Source organism: Rhodopirellula islandica (assembly GCF_001027925.1).
In the GTDB taxonomy this organism is placed as follows: domain Bacteria; phylum Planctomycetota; class Planctomycetia; order Pirellulales; family Pirellulaceae; genus Rhodopirellula; species Rhodopirellula islandica.
Genome location: NZ_LECT01000031.1, coordinates 44,946 through 62,739 on the forward strand (window position 1 = coordinate 44,946; position 17,794 = coordinate 62,739).

Consider the following 17,794-nt stretch of genomic DNA (forward strand, 5'->3'; position numbering starts at 1 on the left):
AACTTCTATGGTTCTTTGCCAGTATGACTGATTCTGTGCCGCTAGGGGGTAACGACGCGTGATTCATCGCTGGTATTATCTTGCCAGTTTCCTACCTCCCGCCCGCCTCGTGACCGCGCATGTCTGAATCGAACCCCACCTCCCACACCGAAGCCAACCCTCTGACCGGTGGCGATGCTGTGATCAGCGACAAAGTCCTCGCCGATCGTGCGATGCTGCAAAAAGCCCAAGCGGAAGGCAAAACGCTGGGCACCTACATCAAGCTCTCGGGCCCCGGGTGGTTGCAATCTGCCATCACGCTCGGTGGTGGATCGCTCGCAGGGTCATTGTTCCTGGGAGTGATGGGTGGGACCAGCATGTTGTGGCTGCAACTCGTCGCAATCATCTTGGGCGTGGTGATGCTGTCGGCGATCAGTTACGTGACGCTTTCGACTGGTCGTCGACCGTTTGAAGCGATCAACAACGAGATCAACCCGGCACTTGGTTGGGGATGGATCATCGCGACCGTGCTGGCGAACATGATCTTTTGCATGCCCCAGTTCAGTCTTTGCTACGACGCGCTCGACAAGAATCTGTTGACGCTCGGTGGAGGCGAGGGGCTGGGCGATTCGCGTTCGGCTCGCTGGATCGTGACCATGGTTCTGTTCTTTGCCGCGGGTTTCATCGTGCTGCTGAACACCAAGCAGGGCCGGGCCGCGAAGATTTTTGACATCTTCCTGAAGACGTTGATCGGGATGGTCGTGATCTGCTTCTTCGGCGTCGCGATCTTGCTGTTGGCAAAGGGCCAACTCGATTTTGCCAGCATTTTCGCGGGTCTGGTTCCTGACCTGACTCAGTTTGTTCGCCCGGCTGGTGACCTCCGTGAAACGGTCGCGAACCTTTCTCCCGAAGGCAGCTCGTTTTGGACGCATCGTCTGATGGGCACTCAGCGAAGCGTGATGATCTCAGCCATTGCGACCGCCGTCGGGATCAACATGACCTTCCTGTTGCCTTATTCCATGCTGGCGCGTGGTTGGGACAAGACCTTCCGTGGACTGGCTCGGTTTGACCTTTCGACCGGCATGGCGATTCCCTTTGTCTTGGTGACCAGCTGCGTCGTGATCGCTTCGGCGTCGTCGTTTCACAATAAAATTGACGATCAATTGGCATCGACTGACCTGCAGGTGATGCAGCAGTCGCCGCTGTACGAAAAGGTGAAGGGCGATTTGATCGCTCGCGTCGACGCGGGTCTGGGGGCGGAAGCAGCAGCGACGGCTGAAGTCGCCAAACTGCAAATGGTCGCGGAACTTCCGGAAGAAGAAAAGCGATTGGCTGCGGCCTTGGTCAAACGCAACGCCTTCGAGCTTTCCCAGACACTCGCACCGTTGTTGGGGGACGAATCCGCCAAATTGATCTTCGGTTTGGGCGTTTTCGGAATGGGTTTCTCCACGATTATCATTCTGATGTTGATCAACGGCTACGCGATTCGCGAAATGTTTGGACGTCCGAACAGCCAAACGATTTTCATCATCGGCGTGTTGATCGCAGGTGCCTCGGGTGCGAGTTGGGTGGAGCTTTGGACGGACCCGGACAAGAAGTTCTGGCTCGCGATTCTGGCCAGCACCTTCGCGGTGATGTTGTTGCCGATCGCGTATTTCACGTTCTTCCTGATGATGAACAGCCGCGAGATTTTGGGTGATGATCGCCCCACCGGCGGGCATCGTTTGACTTGGAACGTGTTCATGGGATTGGCTGTGATCGGAGCGACCGCTGCGGCTGGCGTTGCCGTGTACGAAAAGTACATGGCGGAGGATCCCTTGTCCTTCCGGATTGTCGCTGCCATCTGGGTGGCGTACGCGATTGCGGTGGTGTTGGGATTTGTGTTGAAAAAGAAGTCAACGCAAGCTGCTTGATCGGAACGCGCACGTTCCATGATCACGTGATTTCTAGGCCGCGTCCGATGAACACAGCAGGTGTTCCCGAGGGCGCGGTCAGAGGTGCTTGCGTGATCCAGTGCCGATGAGTTGGCAGTTACAGAATCGCCAGTGGGTTGCGTTTGGCTTCGAGCGTTCCACGCGTCACACCGACGCGATTTTCGGCGGACAGTGATCGCCAAACCTCTTGTCCAGCGATCTCGCCGAGCAGCAATTGCCGGTACAGACGCAGGATCGATTCGGCTTCTTGCGCGTTTTCGCTGAGCAGTTCGACTCGGAACGATCCAACGCCACAGGCGACCATGTTGCTAACAATCTCGGCACCGCTCTGAGGCGTCGCATTGAACAGCGTGTTCCGGCACGCAATGTCGGCTTGGAGGACGTGCAGTTTGCCGACGCGGTCACGCAGTTCAACCACGTGCCGATCACAGGGACGCCCACAGTTGGTCTTGTTTGTTCCTGGCGACAGCACGCTGCAGAACACACAGTGCTCCATGTGGAACATCGGCATGTGTTGGTGCAGCACCAATTCCAACCAATCCGCAGGCATCGAACTGACCAATTGATCGAGTTGGTCGGCGTTCAAATCGTAAGAGGCTGTGACTCGCTGGACGCCTTGGTCGATCAGCCATTCTGCTGAGCGATGGTTGGCAACGTTGAGTGAAAAGTCAGCGATGGTTGGCAGGCCTGCCTCGACGCCCAATCGAACCGCGGCCAAGTTTCGAGCCAGCAACCCTGCCGGGCCCTGTTTGACCACTTGCTTGAGAAGTCCCATTTCGCCGGGCTTTTGGATCCGAAGCGACGCGATCCAAATCGACGCGTTGTGTTCGGCTCCCAGAGCAATGGCAGCTTTGTGCTCGCGTGGATCGTGGAAGTCAGCGTAGATCCGTTCTGCGGACGCTGCGATCGCGCCTCGGACTTGATCCAGTGTTCGGCAGAGCACCGACAACTGCGGCGGTGCCTGAGGAACAGTTGGCTGGTCGTCTGAAACGGGCGTTTCGTTCTTGATTGGAGTCACCAGTGCGCGTCCGGCCGACAAGCGAACGGTCCGGCGAGGTGCTGCGTGAAATTGATCTTCAAGCTTTTCAACCAATTCTCGGCGGAGCTGGTTGAGAACGCCGAGTGGCACCATGGGGCCACCGCTCAGATCGCTGGTCAGACGTGCCAGGTGAAAGGGCGTACCGCCAAGCCGGCCCAGTTTGTCTGCCAAGACTTCCTCGGTGATCGCATGTTTGTTCGCGACGGCCAGGTCGTCTTCGCCGACGATGTTTTCGGTCGTGGCGTGTTCGCCGCTGCCCAGGGTCGCGGTGACTTCGACCGGGCGACCCACATGGGCCACGACATGCAGATGGATCGGACGTGTGCGCCGTGGCTTGCCACCAAACGTGGCTGCCAATCGCTTGTTCAGTTGAGGGTCATCGTTTTTGAAGACCGTCGCCCCAATCTCGATGCGTGAAAAGTCGAGTTCGCCTCGTCCGAATCCAATCCAAACGGTTTGATTGGCTTGGACCTTGGAGAGTTTGTCGGTGCCTGCTTGCGATTCGGATTGTTTCCGCTGGCGGGCTTGTTCCCACGGACTTTGTGCGGATTTCGGGGCATTCTGTGAGTCGTCTGGTCGGCGCGGATCGGACTTCGATTCATCGTCCAAACGCAGTGAATAGATTCGCCCGCCTTGGTGATTGTCGGCGAAGCCGCTGTCGAAGGCCTTCGTGCTGTTGGGATCCACGGCGGATTCCATCGCCAGTCCATCGCCCAGGGCGATTCCCGCTTGAATCTCCACCAAGATCGAATCTCGTCCAATGGCTAGGACTTCGCCCAGCACAATGCCTTGTTTGGCCGAGCGGATTCCGGGGACCAAGCGTTTGTGATCGTTGCCTTCGAGCCATCCGGGGGTGAAGCCGCGAGAGAACGACAGCTCCATTTCGTGTTGAGCGTCCTCGCCGAGGTTCACAACGCCTTCTGAGATGGCTTGATCGATCGCGCGACGGTAGTGGCCGGTGATGTTGGCGACGTATTCGGGGGTCTTCAGCCGGCCTTCAATTTTCAAACTGTTGACGCCCGCGTGGATCATGTCAGGGATTGCGGCGTAACCCGCCAAATCTTGAGGGCTGAGCAAGTAGCGAACGTCGCCCAGTTCCTGATCGATCCCATCGCAAACCAAGTCGTACGGCAATCGACAGGCCTGCGCGCACTGGCCGCGGTTGGCGCTGCGTCCGCCAAGCGATTCGCTGGTCAAGCACTGGCCGCTGTAGGCGACACAAAGTGCCCCATGAATGAAGGCCTCGATCGGCATGTCGGTCTTCGACCGAATCTGCTTGATTTCGCCGATCGACAATTCGCGAGCGACGACGACACGGGACAGATCCAGTGATCGGGCGGCTTCGATGGTTTCTGAGCTGGTCAGGCTCATTTGCGTGGAAGCGTGAATCTCCAGTTCAGGACAGACGGCGCGGACAATTCTCGCGACACCGAAGTCTTGCACGAGGACCGCATCGACCCCGGCACTGGCGATCGCGTCGACCACTTCGACCAAATCGTTCAGTTCGTCGGGAAAAACCAACGTGTTGAGCGTCACATAACCGCGAACACCGCGGAGATGCAGCTGGCCCATCAACGAGGAAAGGTCGTTGACACCAAAATTGGCCGCACGGTGCCGGGCGTTGAAACCGCGATCGAGACCGAAGTAGACGGCGTCGGCTCCGTTTTCGATGGCGGCGTGGACACAGTCCCAATTGCCGGCGGGGGCGAGCAATTCAGGAGCGGAGACGTTGGATGACAAAGGGGAATCGAGCATTTGTGAGATTGTAACCGACGACACCCTGTTTCAGAACGGAAACATGGAAGCCCGCCAAGTTGGCGTGGGCTGGGCATTCAAAGCGGAGGGAACCACGACCATCACGTCGGCCCGAGGGCGGGCTGCACTCGCAAACTCGTTCTTGAGCCGAGCGTTCTTGGGACGCGTTTGGGTCGAGCAGAGGATGGCAGTTTGGGGAAGCAGCGGCCGTTTGAAGATGCTCCCGGGGGAATAGAAAAAGCCCCGGTCGCGGGAGACCGGGGCTTTCTGGGTCGTTCGTTGTGGGATTCGATGGGTGCGTTCTGCCTCCAAAGTGGGAGGCGGGCACTTCGATCGATCGAACTATTCGCGAGGGCGGATGGCGCCTGTCAAACCGCTGTAGTCAACGCGGTCGGTCGTGTGCCAAAGGGGTTGCCCCAGTTCGACACGACGACGAAGCACTTCGATTTTCTCTTGACTGCCAGCAGGTGCATCCGTCGAGGAGAACATTTCGTCTTCGTTGGGCACGAAGTCTTCATCGTGGCCGTAACGCAAGATTGCTTCGAAAACGTTTTTGCAATGAGTCATACTATTCCGATTTTTCTTCCAAGGGTCGGGAGCGATCCGAGCGTCCACGACACAGCTTTCAAACATTCGCCTTCAACCAAGTCCATTCGTCGAAAGCATTTCACACGGAGGGATTATTCGTGTTTGTGGGCGTTGGTCAAGAAAATTCTGGAGGGGCCTTGCTCTTCCCTGCCATTCCGGCGTCACCCACAACGGTCACTCACGATCATGTCAAACACGGTGAGTTTGCCGATCAAGAATCCATTGACTTGCAGTTGAAGGATTCTGAAAGCCGTCAAGGGGGAGATGCCCAACCTAGTTTCTCGGTGAAGGTCGTCAGGAGGCTCTTGACAGGGTTGTCAGGCAACGGCCTTCTCCGTCAGAATTTTGGGACTGGGAGCCCTTCGACGCAGGAACCGTATAAACGTCACCACTCGATCGGGCTAGAAAAAAACTTCTGAAAAATTTCTCCTCGAACCCTCGGTACCTTCCTAAATGTCGTACTGGATCCAACGGGAATTGACATTGCCGGCCGCGCGACGCGGGTTTCACTTGGTCACTCGCCGCATTGTGGAAGCAATTCCGGAGCTGGGGGAAATCGAGGTGGGGCTGCTGCACGTGTTCATTCAGCACACCAGCGCTTCGCTGACGATCAATGAAAATGCGGATCCAGACGTTCGAGTCGACTTTGAAACTGCGATGAATCACGCGGTGCCTGAATCGCTGCCGTACGTTCACACCCTGGAAGGGCCCGATGACATGCCCGCGCACGTGAAAGCCTCGATGATGGGTAGCAGCGTCAGCGTCCCCCTCAAAAATGGGCGGCTGAATGTCGGAACTTGGCAGGGCATCTATCTGTGCGAACACCGCGACCAAGCTTCCTCGCGTCATCTCGTCCTGACATTGCAAGGGAAGCGGGCGGGCACCTGAGTCCGGGCTTCCTGGGACGTCGGTGTTGGATCGCCGCGATTGCCTTGCGGGTTTGACAGCGACGATTGACTGGGACGAATCAGTGAGATTCCGTCGCGAATCGTTGCAATTCTTCCAGGGAAGCGAATTCCAGGGCGGAAATGTGTGTCGCCTCCAGGTGGACCTTGGGGGCCATGCCAGCGTCGAAGGCTTCTTTCCAGCGAGCGGCGCACAGGCACCAGCGATCGCCGGGCTGCAGGCCAGGGAACTCATACACCGGTATCGGAGTGCTGAGGTCATTCCCCCGCGAGCGACTGAATTGGAGGAAGTCAGCGGTCATCTCCGCACAAACCACGTGCAGTCCGACGTCTTGGCCACCCGTGTTGCAGCATCCGTCTCGATAAAATCCGGTCATCGGATCCGTGTTGCAGGTTTGCAATTCGGTCCCCAAGACATTTTTCGCGCCGGAAGGGTTGGGTGAAGCCATGTCGCGGGTCCGTCGTTAGTGAGTGGGAACGAGAGCGTCCGGAACGACAGCCAAGTGTTGCGTCCTGACGCAATCGTGCCCCTGATTCAGCAATCAAGCAAGGGTCGGTCGACCCGATTCAGTCTACAAACACGCGGGCAACCTGGTTGAACTCCCCGTTTTCCCAGTCGCAGCCAATTTGAGAGACTTTAGCGGTTGGGGGATTTGATCAGAGGCAGAGGGTCGGTTCAGACAAGGTGGTCCGGATTGGCAAGGGGTTCCGATTGAAACGCTCCTAACAGTCGATCCCATTCTTCGCAGATTCCGGAACGAGTTGGCCACCATTTGAGGGATTGATACGTGGAAAGGAGTCCACCTCGGTCGATTCGACTTGCGGAAGGAAAGCCAAACCGAGGGATCGGTCTGGTCAACCAACTTCTCTCAATTCAGGTCCACCGTATTGAACATTCGGCTGGGGTGTTGGGCGGCATTGTTCGTCCCACTGATTGAGATCGACATGACATTCCGTAACTGCCTCCCAGCTACTTGGGCCGGCCGCTACTGGTCCTACTTGACTGTCATTTCGATCTTGGTCGGTCGCCTCTGTGGATGACTCGATTTCGGCTAGGGCAGTTGCAATGAAGCACATTAGCGCACGCAGAAGGAGTCAGCGATGAAATTCAACGTCTTGCGAGCTGTCGCAGCCACCCTTTCCATGGGTGTTTGCACGATCGCCTCGGCACAATACGGGCCTGGTCAATACGGCGGACAACCCTACGCTGGTCCAACCAGCCAACTGGGTGTTCCACAGACACAAGCGGTTCAAACGTTTGGTGGCGGAAACTACCAGGCACCCAACTCGGGCGGCTACCAAGCGCCTGCGAAGTGGAACAACTTCGGCAACCAAAGCAACGGCCCCCAGTTGTTCCAGCCCGCCTCGTCGGGTGGATATGACAACCAGATGCCATCGCCTGAATCCATCCCCACGCCAGCTCCTTCGTACGGCGAGCAATTGGCCGCCCCGATGCAGCAGCACACCGCGCCTGCTCAGCCCGCTCCGACGTACTCGTCGCCTGCCCCTTCGGCGAGCGTGCAGCATCAGCATTCGTCGGCACCCGTCGAGCACTACGGTGCACCCACGCAGTACAACAGTGGTCCTGCCGGCGACTGCCAAACCTGTGCTCAACCGAGTCCTTACATGCAAGCGGCTTCGCAACCATGGGAAGGTGCCTCCTACGCAGCACAATCCTGTGGCATGCCATCGGCAGCTCCCGCTCGTGGGCCGTTGTTCCCATGGTTCGGTTCGTTTGACCTGTTGTTCTTCAACATGGACACGAACGGCAAAGATCGCAACATCGTGTCGCGTTACGACGCCGTTGATCCAACGCGACCGTACTTGCCTTTGATGGGCATCGGATCGATCGAGCCAGATAGCTCGCTCGGGTACAGCCTCAGCTTCGGTCGCTACTTGGGATGTGGCCAGTACGGTCTGGGGATGACGTACTTCAATTGGGATCCTGATTCCGAGATGTACAACTCGCCGGTCTACACGCCGGAAGATTCTACCGGAGCTGGCGGTGGCGGTGGTGCTCTGCGTGCCTCGGGCATGCCTCAGTACAACGGTGCCCAGATGGCGTACAACTTCGACAATGGTGGAGGCTACAATGCCTTGAATGGTGGTGCCGCCTACACCGTTTATGACATCATCGATGGTCGTGCGGGGCAGAGTGCACTGGATGGCGGTGACGCCAATGCTGATTCGGTCGCGATGCCAGGCAGCTCGCATGCTGAAGCGACTCAGTTTCGTGCTCGTCGTGACGTCGACGTTCAAGGCCTGGAAGTCAACCTGTTCAGCTTTGGTCTGATGGGTGCTCAACGTGCTTCGGCCGCTTCGTGCGGAACCGGCATGGGCATGGGCCACAAACTGAAGAGCTTCATGGGCTTGGGTGGCTACGGTGGAGTCGGCGGCTACGGCGGAGCCAACTACGGTGGCTACGGCAGCTGCAACACCGGCGCTTGCCCACCGCAACAGTGCGGCCCGATGCACGGGTACGGTGGAGCCGGTGGCCCCTTGGTGCGTCCTTGCAACGGCAAAGTCCAGGTCGTGACCAGTCACGGACTTCGTTGGTTCCAGTTCAAAGACAGCGTCGATTACGCCTTCGATGTTGACGGACGAGCCGGCTACACGATGAACGACATCTACGACACGACTTCGACTGAGAACGATCTGTTCGGCTACCAGTTCGGCAGCCAACTGATCTACTGCTTGGGCAGCCGCGTCAACTTGAACCTGGGTGGCAAGTTCGGTGTCTACGGAAACCAAGCTGAGTTCCGTCATCGTTTGGGAACCCAAGACACCGCCGCTGAGTTGGCTGCAATGCCCGGCGAAATGATCAACTACGAGACCTCCGACACCGTGTTGTCGACTCTCGGCGAAATTGATCTGGGCCTTGGTGTTCGCGTCAGCAACGCCTGGACGGTCCGTGGTGGTTACCGTGTCCTGGGAGCCTCCGGTTTGGCAATCGCCGACAACTACTCGCGTGATTACAGCTCGGTCGCCTCGGCCAGTGCCCTGCACGCCGACAGCAGCCTGTTGCTTCACGGAGCCTATGTTGGAGCCAACTTCAACTGGTAGTTGTCGTCGGCCATGTCCGGTGGCCGGATGACTCCAGTTTTTGTGAACCGCTTGACGCCCTCGAATCGCTTGATTCGGGGGCGTTTTCGCGTTTCTGACTTCGGTGTGAAAAAGAGCGAAGTATACTGGCGGGGCCCTTTTCAGCTTTTTCGCCCGGGATTCGGCCCAGGAATCCCACTCGCTTCTCTCGCATTCCCGCCGGACGACCCAACACGTGACCAAGGTTCTCTTGACGGCTTTCGAGCCCTACGACCGCTGGCCGGACAACTCGAGCTGGATGAGTCTGATGGAGCTGACGCATTGGTACGACGGCCCCGTGGAGCTGGTCACACGGCGATATCCCGTGAACTTGCTGACCATGAGCGAGCGGCTAAGAGCTGACTTGCAGGCGGGTTACGATCTGGCGATTCATTGCGGTCAGGCTCCAGGATCAACCCAAATGCGATTGGAAAACGTGGGGCTGAATCTCCGCACAGATGGCACCGAAATCCTGCCCGACGCTCCTGCGGCCTACCGATCTGGTTTGCCGCTGCCAGCATCCGCTCAAAAGATCCGAGATGCGGGCATTCCTGCCGCGGTGTCGCATCACGCGGGTACATATTTGTGCAATGCGGCGTTGTACCTGAGTCACCATTATTCAGCAGCATTCGGGCTGCAGACCCAGTCTCTGTTCGTGCACGTGCCCCTGGCCCCTTCCCAGGTCGCACGTGAAAATTCGGATTCGCCCAGCATGAGTGTGCCGATGACCAGCGCCGCGCTCGCGATTCTGATTCAAAGTCTGGTTGCATCGACCAACTGACCAGAATCCGGTCCGGAACGGCTGATCGGGCCAAAGCGGGCGATGACGATTGCGGGGGTCAGCGACTATGATGGGTGTCTTTGCTGCCCTCCTTCTTCCATCACCGTTCTGCACCATCACCATGATCAGTTCGCGAAAATCGTCTTTCTTGCGGTTCGTGTCGCTCTGCTGCCTTGCCTTGGCCTCGGTCGCCCCCGTGTCCGCCGATGATGAAAAGACGGCTGACTCGAAGGACAAGCCCGCGGCGACCGAAACAGCCGCCGAGGTGAAGCCTCCCGCCAAGGCTGACAAACCGGCACCGAAAAAAGTGGCTGAAACGAAGGAAGTCACCGAGAAAGAAGTGCCCCAGAAGGCGGATGAAAAACCCGTCGTCCAATCGATCTTTCCCGACAAGGCTCTCGAAACGTCCGTCCGTGCGGAGGTGTTCGCCAAACGCCACAACGACGAACCGATCACGGCCGAAGACGTTGCCAAAATCTCGCGAGTGGTGGGCAGCGGCAAAGGCATCGCCTCACTGGAGGGTTTGCAGCACTGCAAGTCATTGATGTTGATCGATTTGGCGAACAATGAAATCGAAGACTTGACTCCGATCTCCGGGCTCAAACGCTTGCAATCCGTCACCTTGGCGAGCAACAAAATCAGCAGCCTCGATCCGGTCGCTGAACTGACTGCGATGCAGTTGCTCGATGTTTCGGCCAACCAACTGACCAGCTTGGATCCGCTGACGAAGATGTCCAATTTGCGGACTCTGTATTTGGCCGACAATCAATTGACCAGCCTGGATCCTTTGGCAGGTCTGACCAAGATTTGGTCGCTGGATGTGGCCGGGAATCAACTGACCAGCTTGAATCCCATTTCGAAGCTTGGTTGGTTGACCACGCTCGAAATTTCGGACAACCAAATCACGTCCCTTCAACCACTGACGGCGCTCCATGACCTCGACATGCTGATCGTTCCTGGCAATCCGATTGCCAACCTGAAACCTCTGGTCGAAATGTGTCGTGCGGACCTGGAGGGTGACCGACGTTTCGCTCCTTACTTGAACGTTTACTTTTCCCCCACGCAGTTGAATCACGCCGATTGGTCCGAAGACCTTGCTGGCCTGCGAAGTCTCGGTGTGCGTCTGCACGAGTATGAGCGGAAGCAGCCGGGAGCAAAGTCGAATCCATGAGTGCTCCGACTCCCGAAGAATTCATTCAGCGAGCGTTGGCTGTTGGGATTGCTGACCGCCGTTCAGTCGACCGCGCGCTAGCGGACCTCGGTTCGGAAGAACGTGGGCTCAGCGATGTGATTGAGCTGCTGCAGCGACACGGAATTCTGACCACCTTGCAATGCGAGAAGCTGACCCGAGGCGACAAGGGTGGTTACTTCTATGGCGATTACATCGTCCAGTACCTGATCGGTGCTGGTACGTTCGCACGGGTGTACCGAGCTCAGAAGGGCGAAGAAGTCTTCGCGGTCAAAGTGCTTCGCAAACGGTTCCGTGATGAACCGAAGGAAATGGAACAATTCCTTCGCGAAGGTCGGATGGGGCTGAAGCTCAAACACCCCAACATTGTTCGAATCTTGGATGTCGTTCCGGACGTGAGGAATCCGTTCTTGGTGATGGAGTTTGTCGAGGGGCAAACGCTTCGCGAGCTGGTGAGAATTCGCAAGCAGCTGCCGGTTGAACTTGCGTTGAAACTCACGATGGAGATCTCGGCCGGTCTGGCACACGCGGCCGGGCTTGGGATTTCTCACCGTGACTTGAAGCTGTCCAACGTGCTGATTTCATCGGCCGGGACGGCGAAGCTGGTCGACTTCGGCTTGGCCGCGTTGGCCGATCGCAACAACCCCGAACAAGTCGCGGATTGCCCCAACGCTCGCGCGATTGATTACGCCGCGTTGGAACGCGGCACCAACGTTCGCAAGGACGACCCACGCAGTGACGTCTTCTTCACCGGCAACATGCTGTATCACATGATCGCGGGCGAGCCGGCACTGACCGAAACCCGTGACCGTTTGGCGCGGCTAAACGTGTCGCGATTTCAAGAAATCAAACCGATCTCGGAACACGTTCCCGATTGCCCCGGGATCGTCAGTCAACTGTTGATGAAAATTCTGGCGTATGATCCTGAGAAACGCATTCAATCCGCTGCGGCGATGCGGATTGAAGTCGAACGCGTCCTGGAAACGCTGAAGAAGGGCCCAACGGAACGGAAAGTCCATGACACCACCGGAACCGTCAACGCGGCCGATGTCGGTGATGACCAGGTGGTCACCAACGAGGGCGAAGGCTACGTCGTGATGTTGGTGGAATCAAAAGCCAACTTGCAAAACGCGGTTCGCGAGCGGTTGAAGGCACGTGGTTATCGCGTGTTGATCATCGCCGATCCCAAGCGAGCTTTGGCGAGATTCGAGGATGACATTGAGAATCCCGCAGATTGTGTGATCTTTGGTGCAGCCGAACTTGGCAACGACGCCTTGGAGGCCTACAACCAATTTGTCACGGACGAAAAGACGGCCGAAATCCCGGCGATCTTGCTCGTCGATCAACGCCAAGGACACATCATCAGCCGCGCCAAACGCGGTCCCAATCGCGTGCTGCTACCGTTGCCACTGCGAGTCAAGCAACTTCGAGTTGCGCTGATGCAGTTGCTGGCCAACATCGAAAAGCGGACCCCGGGAATGTTTTGAGCTGTCCTTTCAGTCCCTTCTTTCACAACACGCGACTGATGGATTGAACCACGACATGCAACTCACCGGATTGACGGTTATCGGCGGCGGCCAAATGGCTCGGGCTCTTGTGGGCGGAATGCTCGAAAGTGGATGCCTGAAAGCAAGCGAACTGACGGTCGTGCACCAAACCAAAGCGACTGGCGATTGGTGGGGGGCAAAGTATCCCGGGTGCACAACCAGCACCGACACCGTCGAAGCGGTTTCGGGCGCCAGCACGGTGATGCTGGCCGTCAAACCGCACATCATCGCCGAGGTATTGGCGGTCAAGAATGCGGACGGCAAATCAGCCGATTGGTCAGGGCGTTTGATCGTGTCCATCGCCGCGGGCATCGGGCTGGACAAATTGACCCAAGGGGTCGGTCACGATCGCGTCGTCCGCGTGATGCCCAACACGCCCAGCCTGGTCGGGGAAGGGGCCAGCGGGTACTGCGTCAGTTTGGGCGTGAGCGACGACGATGTGAAATTGATCGAAACGATGTTGAATAGCGTTGGGATTGCCTCCCTGGTCACGGAACCGCAAATGAATGCGGTCACCGGCGTCAGTGGCTCCGGACCTGCCTACGTGTTTCTGATCATCGAGGCACTCGCTGACGGCGGCGTCGCAGCCGGTTTGCCGCGTGCCACGGCGCTGAAATTGGCAACGCAAACGGTTTTGGGGGCCGCGAAAATGGTTCGTGAGACGGGCGAGCACCCCGGCGTTCTGAAGGACAACGTTTGCAGCCCTGGGGGAACAACCATTGCCGCGATGAGCGTCCTGGAACAGAATGCAGTTCGTGGAGCAATGATTCAAGCCGTGCAGGCGTCGGCCAATCGCAGTCGCGAGTTGGCATAGCCGGTTGGTCAACGCTGCGTTTTAGAGAGCGAAAGTCGTCCGGGCTTTCGATCGACGAGTTCACTTTCATACTTTCCATAGGGACGCCGCGATGGTTTCGCCGATCGTCAAAGTCGACGACAAGCACTTGCCTCTGTACCGAGTCGTTTGGGTTGCAGATCTGCCACATTTTTGTGGCGAAGAAGATTGCCAACGCGAAGGCTATTACGAGATCCGGTTGGACGTCGAAGATTCGATATGGACGAGCTCAGCGGAGCGTGATGAGGTGCTGGAAGCCCTGAACCGTTGGTGCGGTGATCCGCGTGAAGACTCCGACGAGCGACCGTTTTAAGCCACATGCGTTCGAAGCCATGTGGCCGATCGTCCTGATCTCAGCCGCCCGCCTCTCGAGCACGATCTTTTTCGCGATCCTTCTCGCGAACTTCCTCGATGTCGTTCTCGCGGGGTTTGTCGTTGACCGCTTGGCCAATCGCTTTGGCCAAGCGACCCAGCATGGCGAAGTAGATGAACGTTCCCGCTGTGCCGGTGAAGATGCACACCGCCGCGGCGGCGATCGGGGACATCAGGCTGGCGGAGACGAAAATCAGAAACGCGGCAAAGAAGATCAACGCGGCGGAAAGATAAAAGCCGCCCCATGCTTCCTCGCACCGAGTCACACTGCGTCCGACTTCAGGAGAAAACGGTACAAACATGTTTTGCATGTCCAACATCGACAGCAAAACGAATGGGAACAACAGAAACACCGACAACATGATCAAGCAGACGGTTGCCAGGTTTTGACCAAACGCCAACGTCCCGATCATCCATCCAGGGCCGCCCGTCAGACCCACCGCAGCAAAGCAGAACAACGTGGGGGCAAGCCACTCCAGCGGTTCGAGCGTCAACGGCCAATCCGACACCTCGTCTTCGTCGTTGCTGACTGATTGCAGAATGGTGAATCCACAGGCCAAGACCATTGCCCCGTAAACGATCCCGGCAGGAAACAAGAACTTCAGTGCTGCATCGAATCCAGTGGCAATGGCAATGCCGGCGACGGCAGACCCGATCGTGGACAGAATCAGCCAGTGAACGGTCACGCTCAGTTGGCTAAAGATCCCAAAAACGGATTTGGCCCAATCGGAGATCTTGGGAACATCCAAATCCGCCGCCGGCGAATCTTCTTCCGTGCGGGCGGCCTGATCGAGAAGTTCTTGGGCGGATTTGCGGAAGGGATCGGCAGGGCGATCACTTTGGGTCACCGAGGATTCGTTGAACTGGAACGATTGAGCTCGCTCCATGTCGATCACGACCTTCTTCTTCTTTCGTGGCGCCGGCGGCACCTTGATCATCTTGTGGCAATCGTGGCAACGAACCTGCTTGCCCGCTTGTGCCGCGGTGACATTCATCATCGTTGCGCAGACCGGGCATCGGACCCGGTAGTGCTCTTCGTATTCGACGTTGTGAGCGACCGGTTTGTCCGACGATGGCGGTTTCGGCTTGCTGGCAGCAGCGGCCAACGCGGCGGCCTGTTCGAACAGCGGATCGACGGTTGAGTCTTTGGAAGCAGGCGCAACAGGTGCGACCCCTGCAGACGACGTCACCGATTCTTCCATCGCATCGAAGTTGAATGGATCGTCGGGATCATCAAAGGCATCGGCAGCCTTTGTCGTTCCTGCCGCAGTTGATCCGTCGGAAAGATCTTGGATGTTGTCGAACCCAAACGGATCCGCATCCTCTGACTCTGGCCCGGAGTCGACCGGAGGCAGATCCATGCCAAACAGGTCTCCCTCCGCGGCGGAGGTCGGTGGCTCGTCGGAATCCGCGTTGGACTGGGTTGCCGGGCCCGTCGCAGAGGGCTGGGGGGGAGTCGATCGAGAGATCTTGGTCGGCGTGATGGTCGCGTCCTGCGGTTTGACCGCCGGTTTCTCCGGCGGGTCGCTCAGCACCAACCAATCGTCGTCATCATTGGTGGTGCTAGCGGAAACCCCTGGAACCAAGAACGTTTCTCGACAATGCGGGCAAACCACGCGTGTCCCCCCGGCATCGTCGCTGACCGCGACGGCCACGAGACATCGCGGGCATTGCACCGATTGAGTCATCGAGGATCAGTCCTCCATCACTTCCGCTTCTCGAGCTTTGGCGGATTCATTGACACTGTTTTCTGCTTTCTTGGTCAACTCTTGCACCTGATCCTTGGTCTTGTCGCGATCGTCCTCCGTCATTTCCTTGTCTTTTTCAGCTGTGTCAGCAGCCTTGTTCGCATCGCGACGAATATTGCGGATCGAGACCTTGGCTTCTTCGGACAGCTCCTTGATTCGCGCAACCATCTTCTTGCGGACTTCGCCGGACAACGGGGGGACATTCAAACGAATGACGCGGCCGTCGTTTTGAGGGTTCAGTCCCAGGTCACCGGCAACCAGTGCCTTTTCAATATCTTTGATTGTGGTTGCGTCGTACGGGCGAATCAAGATTTGTTGTGGCTCGGGAGTCCCGATGCTGGCCAATTGTTTCAGTGGCGTCAGCGAACCGTAGACTTCGACTTTGATCGAATCGACCAGGCCCGGATTGGCTCGTCCGGTGCGAATCCCCGACAAATTGTGTTGCAGCACCGAAACGGCTTTGTCCATTCGCTCTTCGGCGTCCATCAATATCTCGTCGCTCGTCATCGTGTCATCCTGGGGGATTGAGGAGGGGAAAGGCTGATTGCACTCAACGTTGGTTGGTTTGCGTGTCCTGTGGGTCACCGATCCAGGTTCCCACGGATTCACCGCGGACGGCACGCACAATGTTGCCGTCCTGCTTGAAATTAAACACCAAGATCGGCTTGCGGTGTTCATTGCACAACGCAATTGCGGTGGCATCCATCACTCGCAGCTTCTTTTGGATCACTTCGTTGTAGCTGAGTTGTTCGTACAAAACCGCATGGGGGTTCTTTTCCGGGTCGTCGCTGTAGACGCCGTCAACGCGAGTCGCTTTCAAAATCACATCCGCTTCGATTTCCAGAGCACGCTGAGCGGCGGCCGTGTCGGTCGTCACAAAGGGGCTTCCGATTCCTCCGGAAAGGATGATCACGCGGCCTTTTTCGAGATGACGGATGGCACGACGTCGAATGAATTGTTCGGCGACCCGATCCACGGGCAAGGCGCTCATGACTCGAGTTTGCAATCCGATCGAATCCAGAGCGTCTTGCAGGGCCAGGGAATTGATCACCGTCGCCAGCATGCCCATGTAGTGAGCCGTGGCTTCTTGGACGCAAGCGTTGGCGCCAGAGAACGATGCCCCGCGGAGGATATTGCCGCCCCCGTTGACGATCGCGATTTGGCAACCAGATTCGTGAGCCGACTTGATCTGCCGGGCGATCGCCAGGAGTTCGTTCTCGCTGATCCCCCGTTTGCCAGATTCGGCCAGGCTTTCACCACTGAGTTTCAAAATCACGCGGCGATAACGTAAATCGCCGTCTGGTTGACTTGAGGGGGCAATGTCGGGCATCTCGGCGTCAGGTCGTGTCAGAGGAAGCAAACAGAAAAGGTGAAATCAGCGCGGCGGATCACTCCATTTGCGAGCTGACACCGCTGCCAAAACGGTAACGATTTCCAAGGGTTTGCGAAACCAGACTCGAATCACTCCGTTTTGTTTCTCCAACAGGAACGTTTGCTACAGACAGCCCCCATCGATGGGGATCAAAAACGTTTTTCGGCCGCCTTGATTCGGTTTTTGACCTAGGGTTGGTGTGAGAGGTCTCTCGAAAACGTGTGCAAGACACGCCCGTTACCCGTGTGAGGATCCCAATTGATGCCGCTCCCAACACCGACAAACGTTAGCCAACCGCCGCCCGTGACGGTGATTCCGCCACGTCGGGCTCGATCCGCATTCACCTCGAATCCGGACCGCCAAAATGCTCGCTCCTCCGATCAAGTGGTCCGACAAGACCGCCGTCGCAAGCGGGAATCATCGAATGGCTCGTTTTCCGGCGAACGTCGTCAATTCGGAAGCTCGCACGCGGACCTCTCCGAAGATGGCCGAGAACTGGCAGCCGCCATCGACAAGTACAAAATGACCCACCATCGTCGGTACATCACCTGCGATGAGATGCTGGTCGTGATGCGGCAGTTGGGTTACAGCAAATCGTAGCTCGACAGAACGCTGCTCTGTGACGTGCCAGTTTTCAAGCTCCCGGTCATTGAGCAGGCGGGCGACCAACGT

General features: G+C 57.5%; 15 protein-coding genes. 9 read left to right on the top strand and 6 right to left on the bottom strand.

What is annotated here, in order from left to right; translation table 11 throughout:
- The first annotated feature begins 119 nt into the window (after window positions 1–119).
- A complete protein-coding gene (locus RISK_RS16430; protein ID WP_047815413.1) occupies window positions 120–1,892 on the top strand; it encodes a divalent metal cation transporter in 1,773 nt (590 codons plus the stop codon).
- 118 nt (window positions 1,893–2,010) lie between these two features.
- Here RISK_RS16430 and RISK_RS16435 read toward each other — a convergent pair whose 3' ends face one another.
- Complete coding sequence (locus tag RISK_RS16435) at window positions 2,011–4,707, bottom strand: U32 family peptidase (protein WP_047815414.1); 2,697 nt, start codon at window positions 4,705–4,707, stop codon at window positions 2,011–2,013.
- A 342-nt stretch (window positions 4,708–5,049) separates the two neighbouring features.
- A complete protein-coding gene (locus RISK_RS16445; protein WP_047815582.1) occupies window positions 5,050–5,274 on the bottom strand; it encodes a hypothetical protein in 225 nt (74 codons plus the stop codon).
- 474 nt (window positions 5,275–5,748) lie between these two features.
- On the opposite strand from RISK_RS16445, the gene RISK_RS16455 reads away from it, so the two are divergent.
- The gene (locus tag RISK_RS16455; RefSeq protein WP_047815417.1) at window positions 5,749–6,183 is read left to right on the top strand and encodes a secondary thiamine-phosphate synthase enzyme YjbQ; all 435 of its coding nucleotides are present in this window, start codon (window positions 5,749–5,751) and stop codon (window positions 6,181–6,183) included.
- 79 nt (window positions 6,184–6,262) lie between these two features.
- On the opposite strand, the gene RISK_RS16460 is transcribed toward RISK_RS16455, so the two are convergent.
- Window positions 6,263–6,649: a DUF2237 family protein gene (locus tag RISK_RS16460; protein ID WP_047815418.1), complete on the bottom strand. Its 387-nt coding sequence runs from the start codon at window positions 6,647–6,649 to the stop codon at window positions 6,263–6,265.
- A gap of 652 nt (window positions 6,650–7,301) precedes the next feature.
- On the opposite strand from RISK_RS16460, the gene RISK_RS16465 reads away from it, so the two are divergent.
- The 6 genes from RISK_RS16465 (at window position 7,302) to RISK_RS16490 (ending at window position 13,943) form a co-directional block, all read left to right on the top strand.
- On the top strand, window positions 7,302–9,263 hold the full coding sequence (locus RISK_RS16465; protein WP_047815419.1) for a hypothetical protein: 1,962 nt from the start codon (window positions 7,302–7,304) through the stop codon (window positions 9,261–9,263).
- Window positions 9,264–9,477: 214 nt separating this feature from the next.
- On the top strand, window positions 9,478–10,062 hold the full coding sequence (locus RISK_RS16470) for a pyroglutamyl-peptidase I (protein WP_047815420.1): 585 nt from the start codon (window positions 9,478–9,480) through the stop codon (window positions 10,060–10,062).
- A 121-nt stretch (window positions 10,063–10,183) separates the two neighbouring features.
- A complete protein-coding gene (locus RISK_RS16475) occupies window positions 10,184–11,233 on the top strand; it encodes a leucine-rich repeat domain-containing protein (RefSeq protein WP_047815583.1) in 1,050 nt (349 codons plus the stop codon).
- Window positions 11,230–12,738 carry a protein kinase domain-containing protein gene (locus tag RISK_RS16480; protein WP_047815421.1) on the top strand — a complete coding sequence of 503 codons (1,509 nt, stop codon included), beginning with the start codon at window positions 11,230–11,232 and terminating at the stop codon, window positions 12,736–12,738. Before RISK_RS16475 ends, RISK_RS16480 begins: the two co-directional genes overlap by 4 nt.
- A gap of 55 nt (window positions 12,739–12,793) precedes the next feature.
- Window positions 12,794–13,612: a pyrroline-5-carboxylate reductase gene (gene proC, locus RISK_RS16485; RefSeq protein ID WP_047815422.1), complete on the top strand. Its 819-nt coding sequence runs from the start codon at window positions 12,794–12,796 to the stop codon at window positions 13,610–13,612.
- A 91-nt stretch (window positions 13,613–13,703) separates the two neighbouring features.
- On the top strand, window positions 13,704–13,943 hold the full coding sequence (locus RISK_RS16490) for a hypothetical protein (RefSeq protein WP_047815423.1): 240 nt from the start codon (window positions 13,704–13,706) through the stop codon (window positions 13,941–13,943).
- A gap of 40 nt (window positions 13,944–13,983) precedes the next feature.
- On the opposite strand, the gene RISK_RS16495 is transcribed toward RISK_RS16490, so the two are convergent.
- Genes RISK_RS16495 through pyrH form a run of 3 tightly spaced genes read right to left on the bottom strand, consistent with a single transcriptional unit; the run spans window position 13,984 to window position 17,080 of the window.
- Window positions 13,984–15,690: an MFS transporter gene (locus RISK_RS16495; protein WP_047815424.1), complete on the bottom strand. Its 1,707-nt coding sequence runs from the start codon at window positions 15,688–15,690 to the stop codon at window positions 13,984–13,986.
- Between the two features lie 6 nt (window positions 15,691–15,696).
- Entirely contained in the window at window positions 15,697–16,257 is a 561-nt protein-coding gene (gene frr, locus RISK_RS16500) for a ribosome recycling factor (protein ID WP_047815425.1), read from the bottom strand.
- 43 nt (window positions 16,258–16,300) lie between these two features.
- Window positions 16,301–17,080 (bottom strand): UMP kinase, encoded by a 780-nt coding sequence (gene pyrH, locus RISK_RS16505; RefSeq protein WP_047815426.1) that lies wholly within the window; start codon window positions 17,078–17,080, stop codon window positions 16,301–16,303.
- A 303-nt stretch (window positions 17,081–17,383) separates the two neighbouring features.
- Here pyrH and RISK_RS16510 point away from each other — a divergent pair, with 303 nt between their 5' ends.
- Window positions 17,384–17,722: a hypothetical protein gene (locus RISK_RS16510; protein ID WP_047815427.1), complete on the top strand. Its 339-nt coding sequence runs from the start codon at window positions 17,384–17,386 to the stop codon at window positions 17,720–17,722.
- The last annotated feature ends 72 nt before the right edge of the window (window positions 17,723–17,794 follow it).

Excerpts from the sequence above, each read along its gene's own strand:
- RISK_RS16430 (WP_047815413.1), top strand. The coding sequence starts at position 120 with ATGTCTGAATCGAACCCCACCTCCCACACCGAAGCCAACCCTCTGACC.
- RISK_RS16490 (WP_047815423.1), top strand. The coding sequence starts at position 13,704 with ATGGTTTCGCCGATCGTCAAAGTCGACGACAAGCACTTGCCTCTGTAC.
- RISK_RS16435 (WP_047815414.1), bottom strand. The coding sequence starts at position 4,707 with ATGCTCGATTCCCCTTTGTCATCCAACGTCTCCGCTCCTGAATTGCTC.
- RISK_RS16480 (WP_047815421.1), top strand. The coding sequence starts at position 11,230 with ATGAGTGCTCCGACTCCCGAAGAATTCATTCAGCGAGCGTTGGCTGTT.
- RISK_RS16495 (WP_047815424.1), bottom strand. The coding sequence starts at position 15,690 with ATGACTCAATCGGTGCAATGCCCGCGATGTCTCGTGGCCGTCGCGGTC.
- proC (WP_047815422.1), top strand. The coding sequence starts at position 12,794 with ATGCAACTCACCGGATTGACGGTTATCGGCGGCGGCCAAATGGCTCGG.
- RISK_RS16445 (WP_047815582.1), bottom strand. The coding sequence starts at position 5,274 with ATGACTCATTGCAAAAACGTTTTCGAAGCAATCTTGCGTTACGGCCAC.
- RISK_RS16510 (WP_047815427.1), top strand. The coding sequence starts at position 17,384 with ATGCCGCTCCCAACACCGACAAACGTTAGCCAACCGCCGCCCGTGACG.
- RISK_RS16455 (WP_047815417.1), top strand. The coding sequence starts at position 5,749 with ATGTCGTACTGGATCCAACGGGAATTGACATTGCCGGCCGCGCGACGC.
- frr (WP_047815425.1), bottom strand. The coding sequence starts at position 16,257 with ATGACGAGCGACGAGATATTGATGGACGCCGAAGAGCGAATGGACAAA.
- RISK_RS16460 (WP_047815418.1), bottom strand. The coding sequence starts at position 6,649 with ATGGCTTCACCCAACCCTTCCGGCGCGAAAAATGTCTTGGGGACCGAA.
- RISK_RS16475 (WP_047815583.1), top strand. The coding sequence starts at position 10,184 with ATGATCAGTTCGCGAAAATCGTCTTTCTTGCGGTTCGTGTCGCTCTGC.
- RISK_RS16465 (WP_047815419.1), top strand. The coding sequence starts at position 7,302 with ATGAAATTCAACGTCTTGCGAGCTGTCGCAGCCACCCTTTCCATGGGT.
- pyrH (WP_047815426.1), bottom strand. The coding sequence starts at position 17,080 with ATGCCCGACATTGCCCCCTCAAGTCAACCAGACGGCGATTTACGTTAT.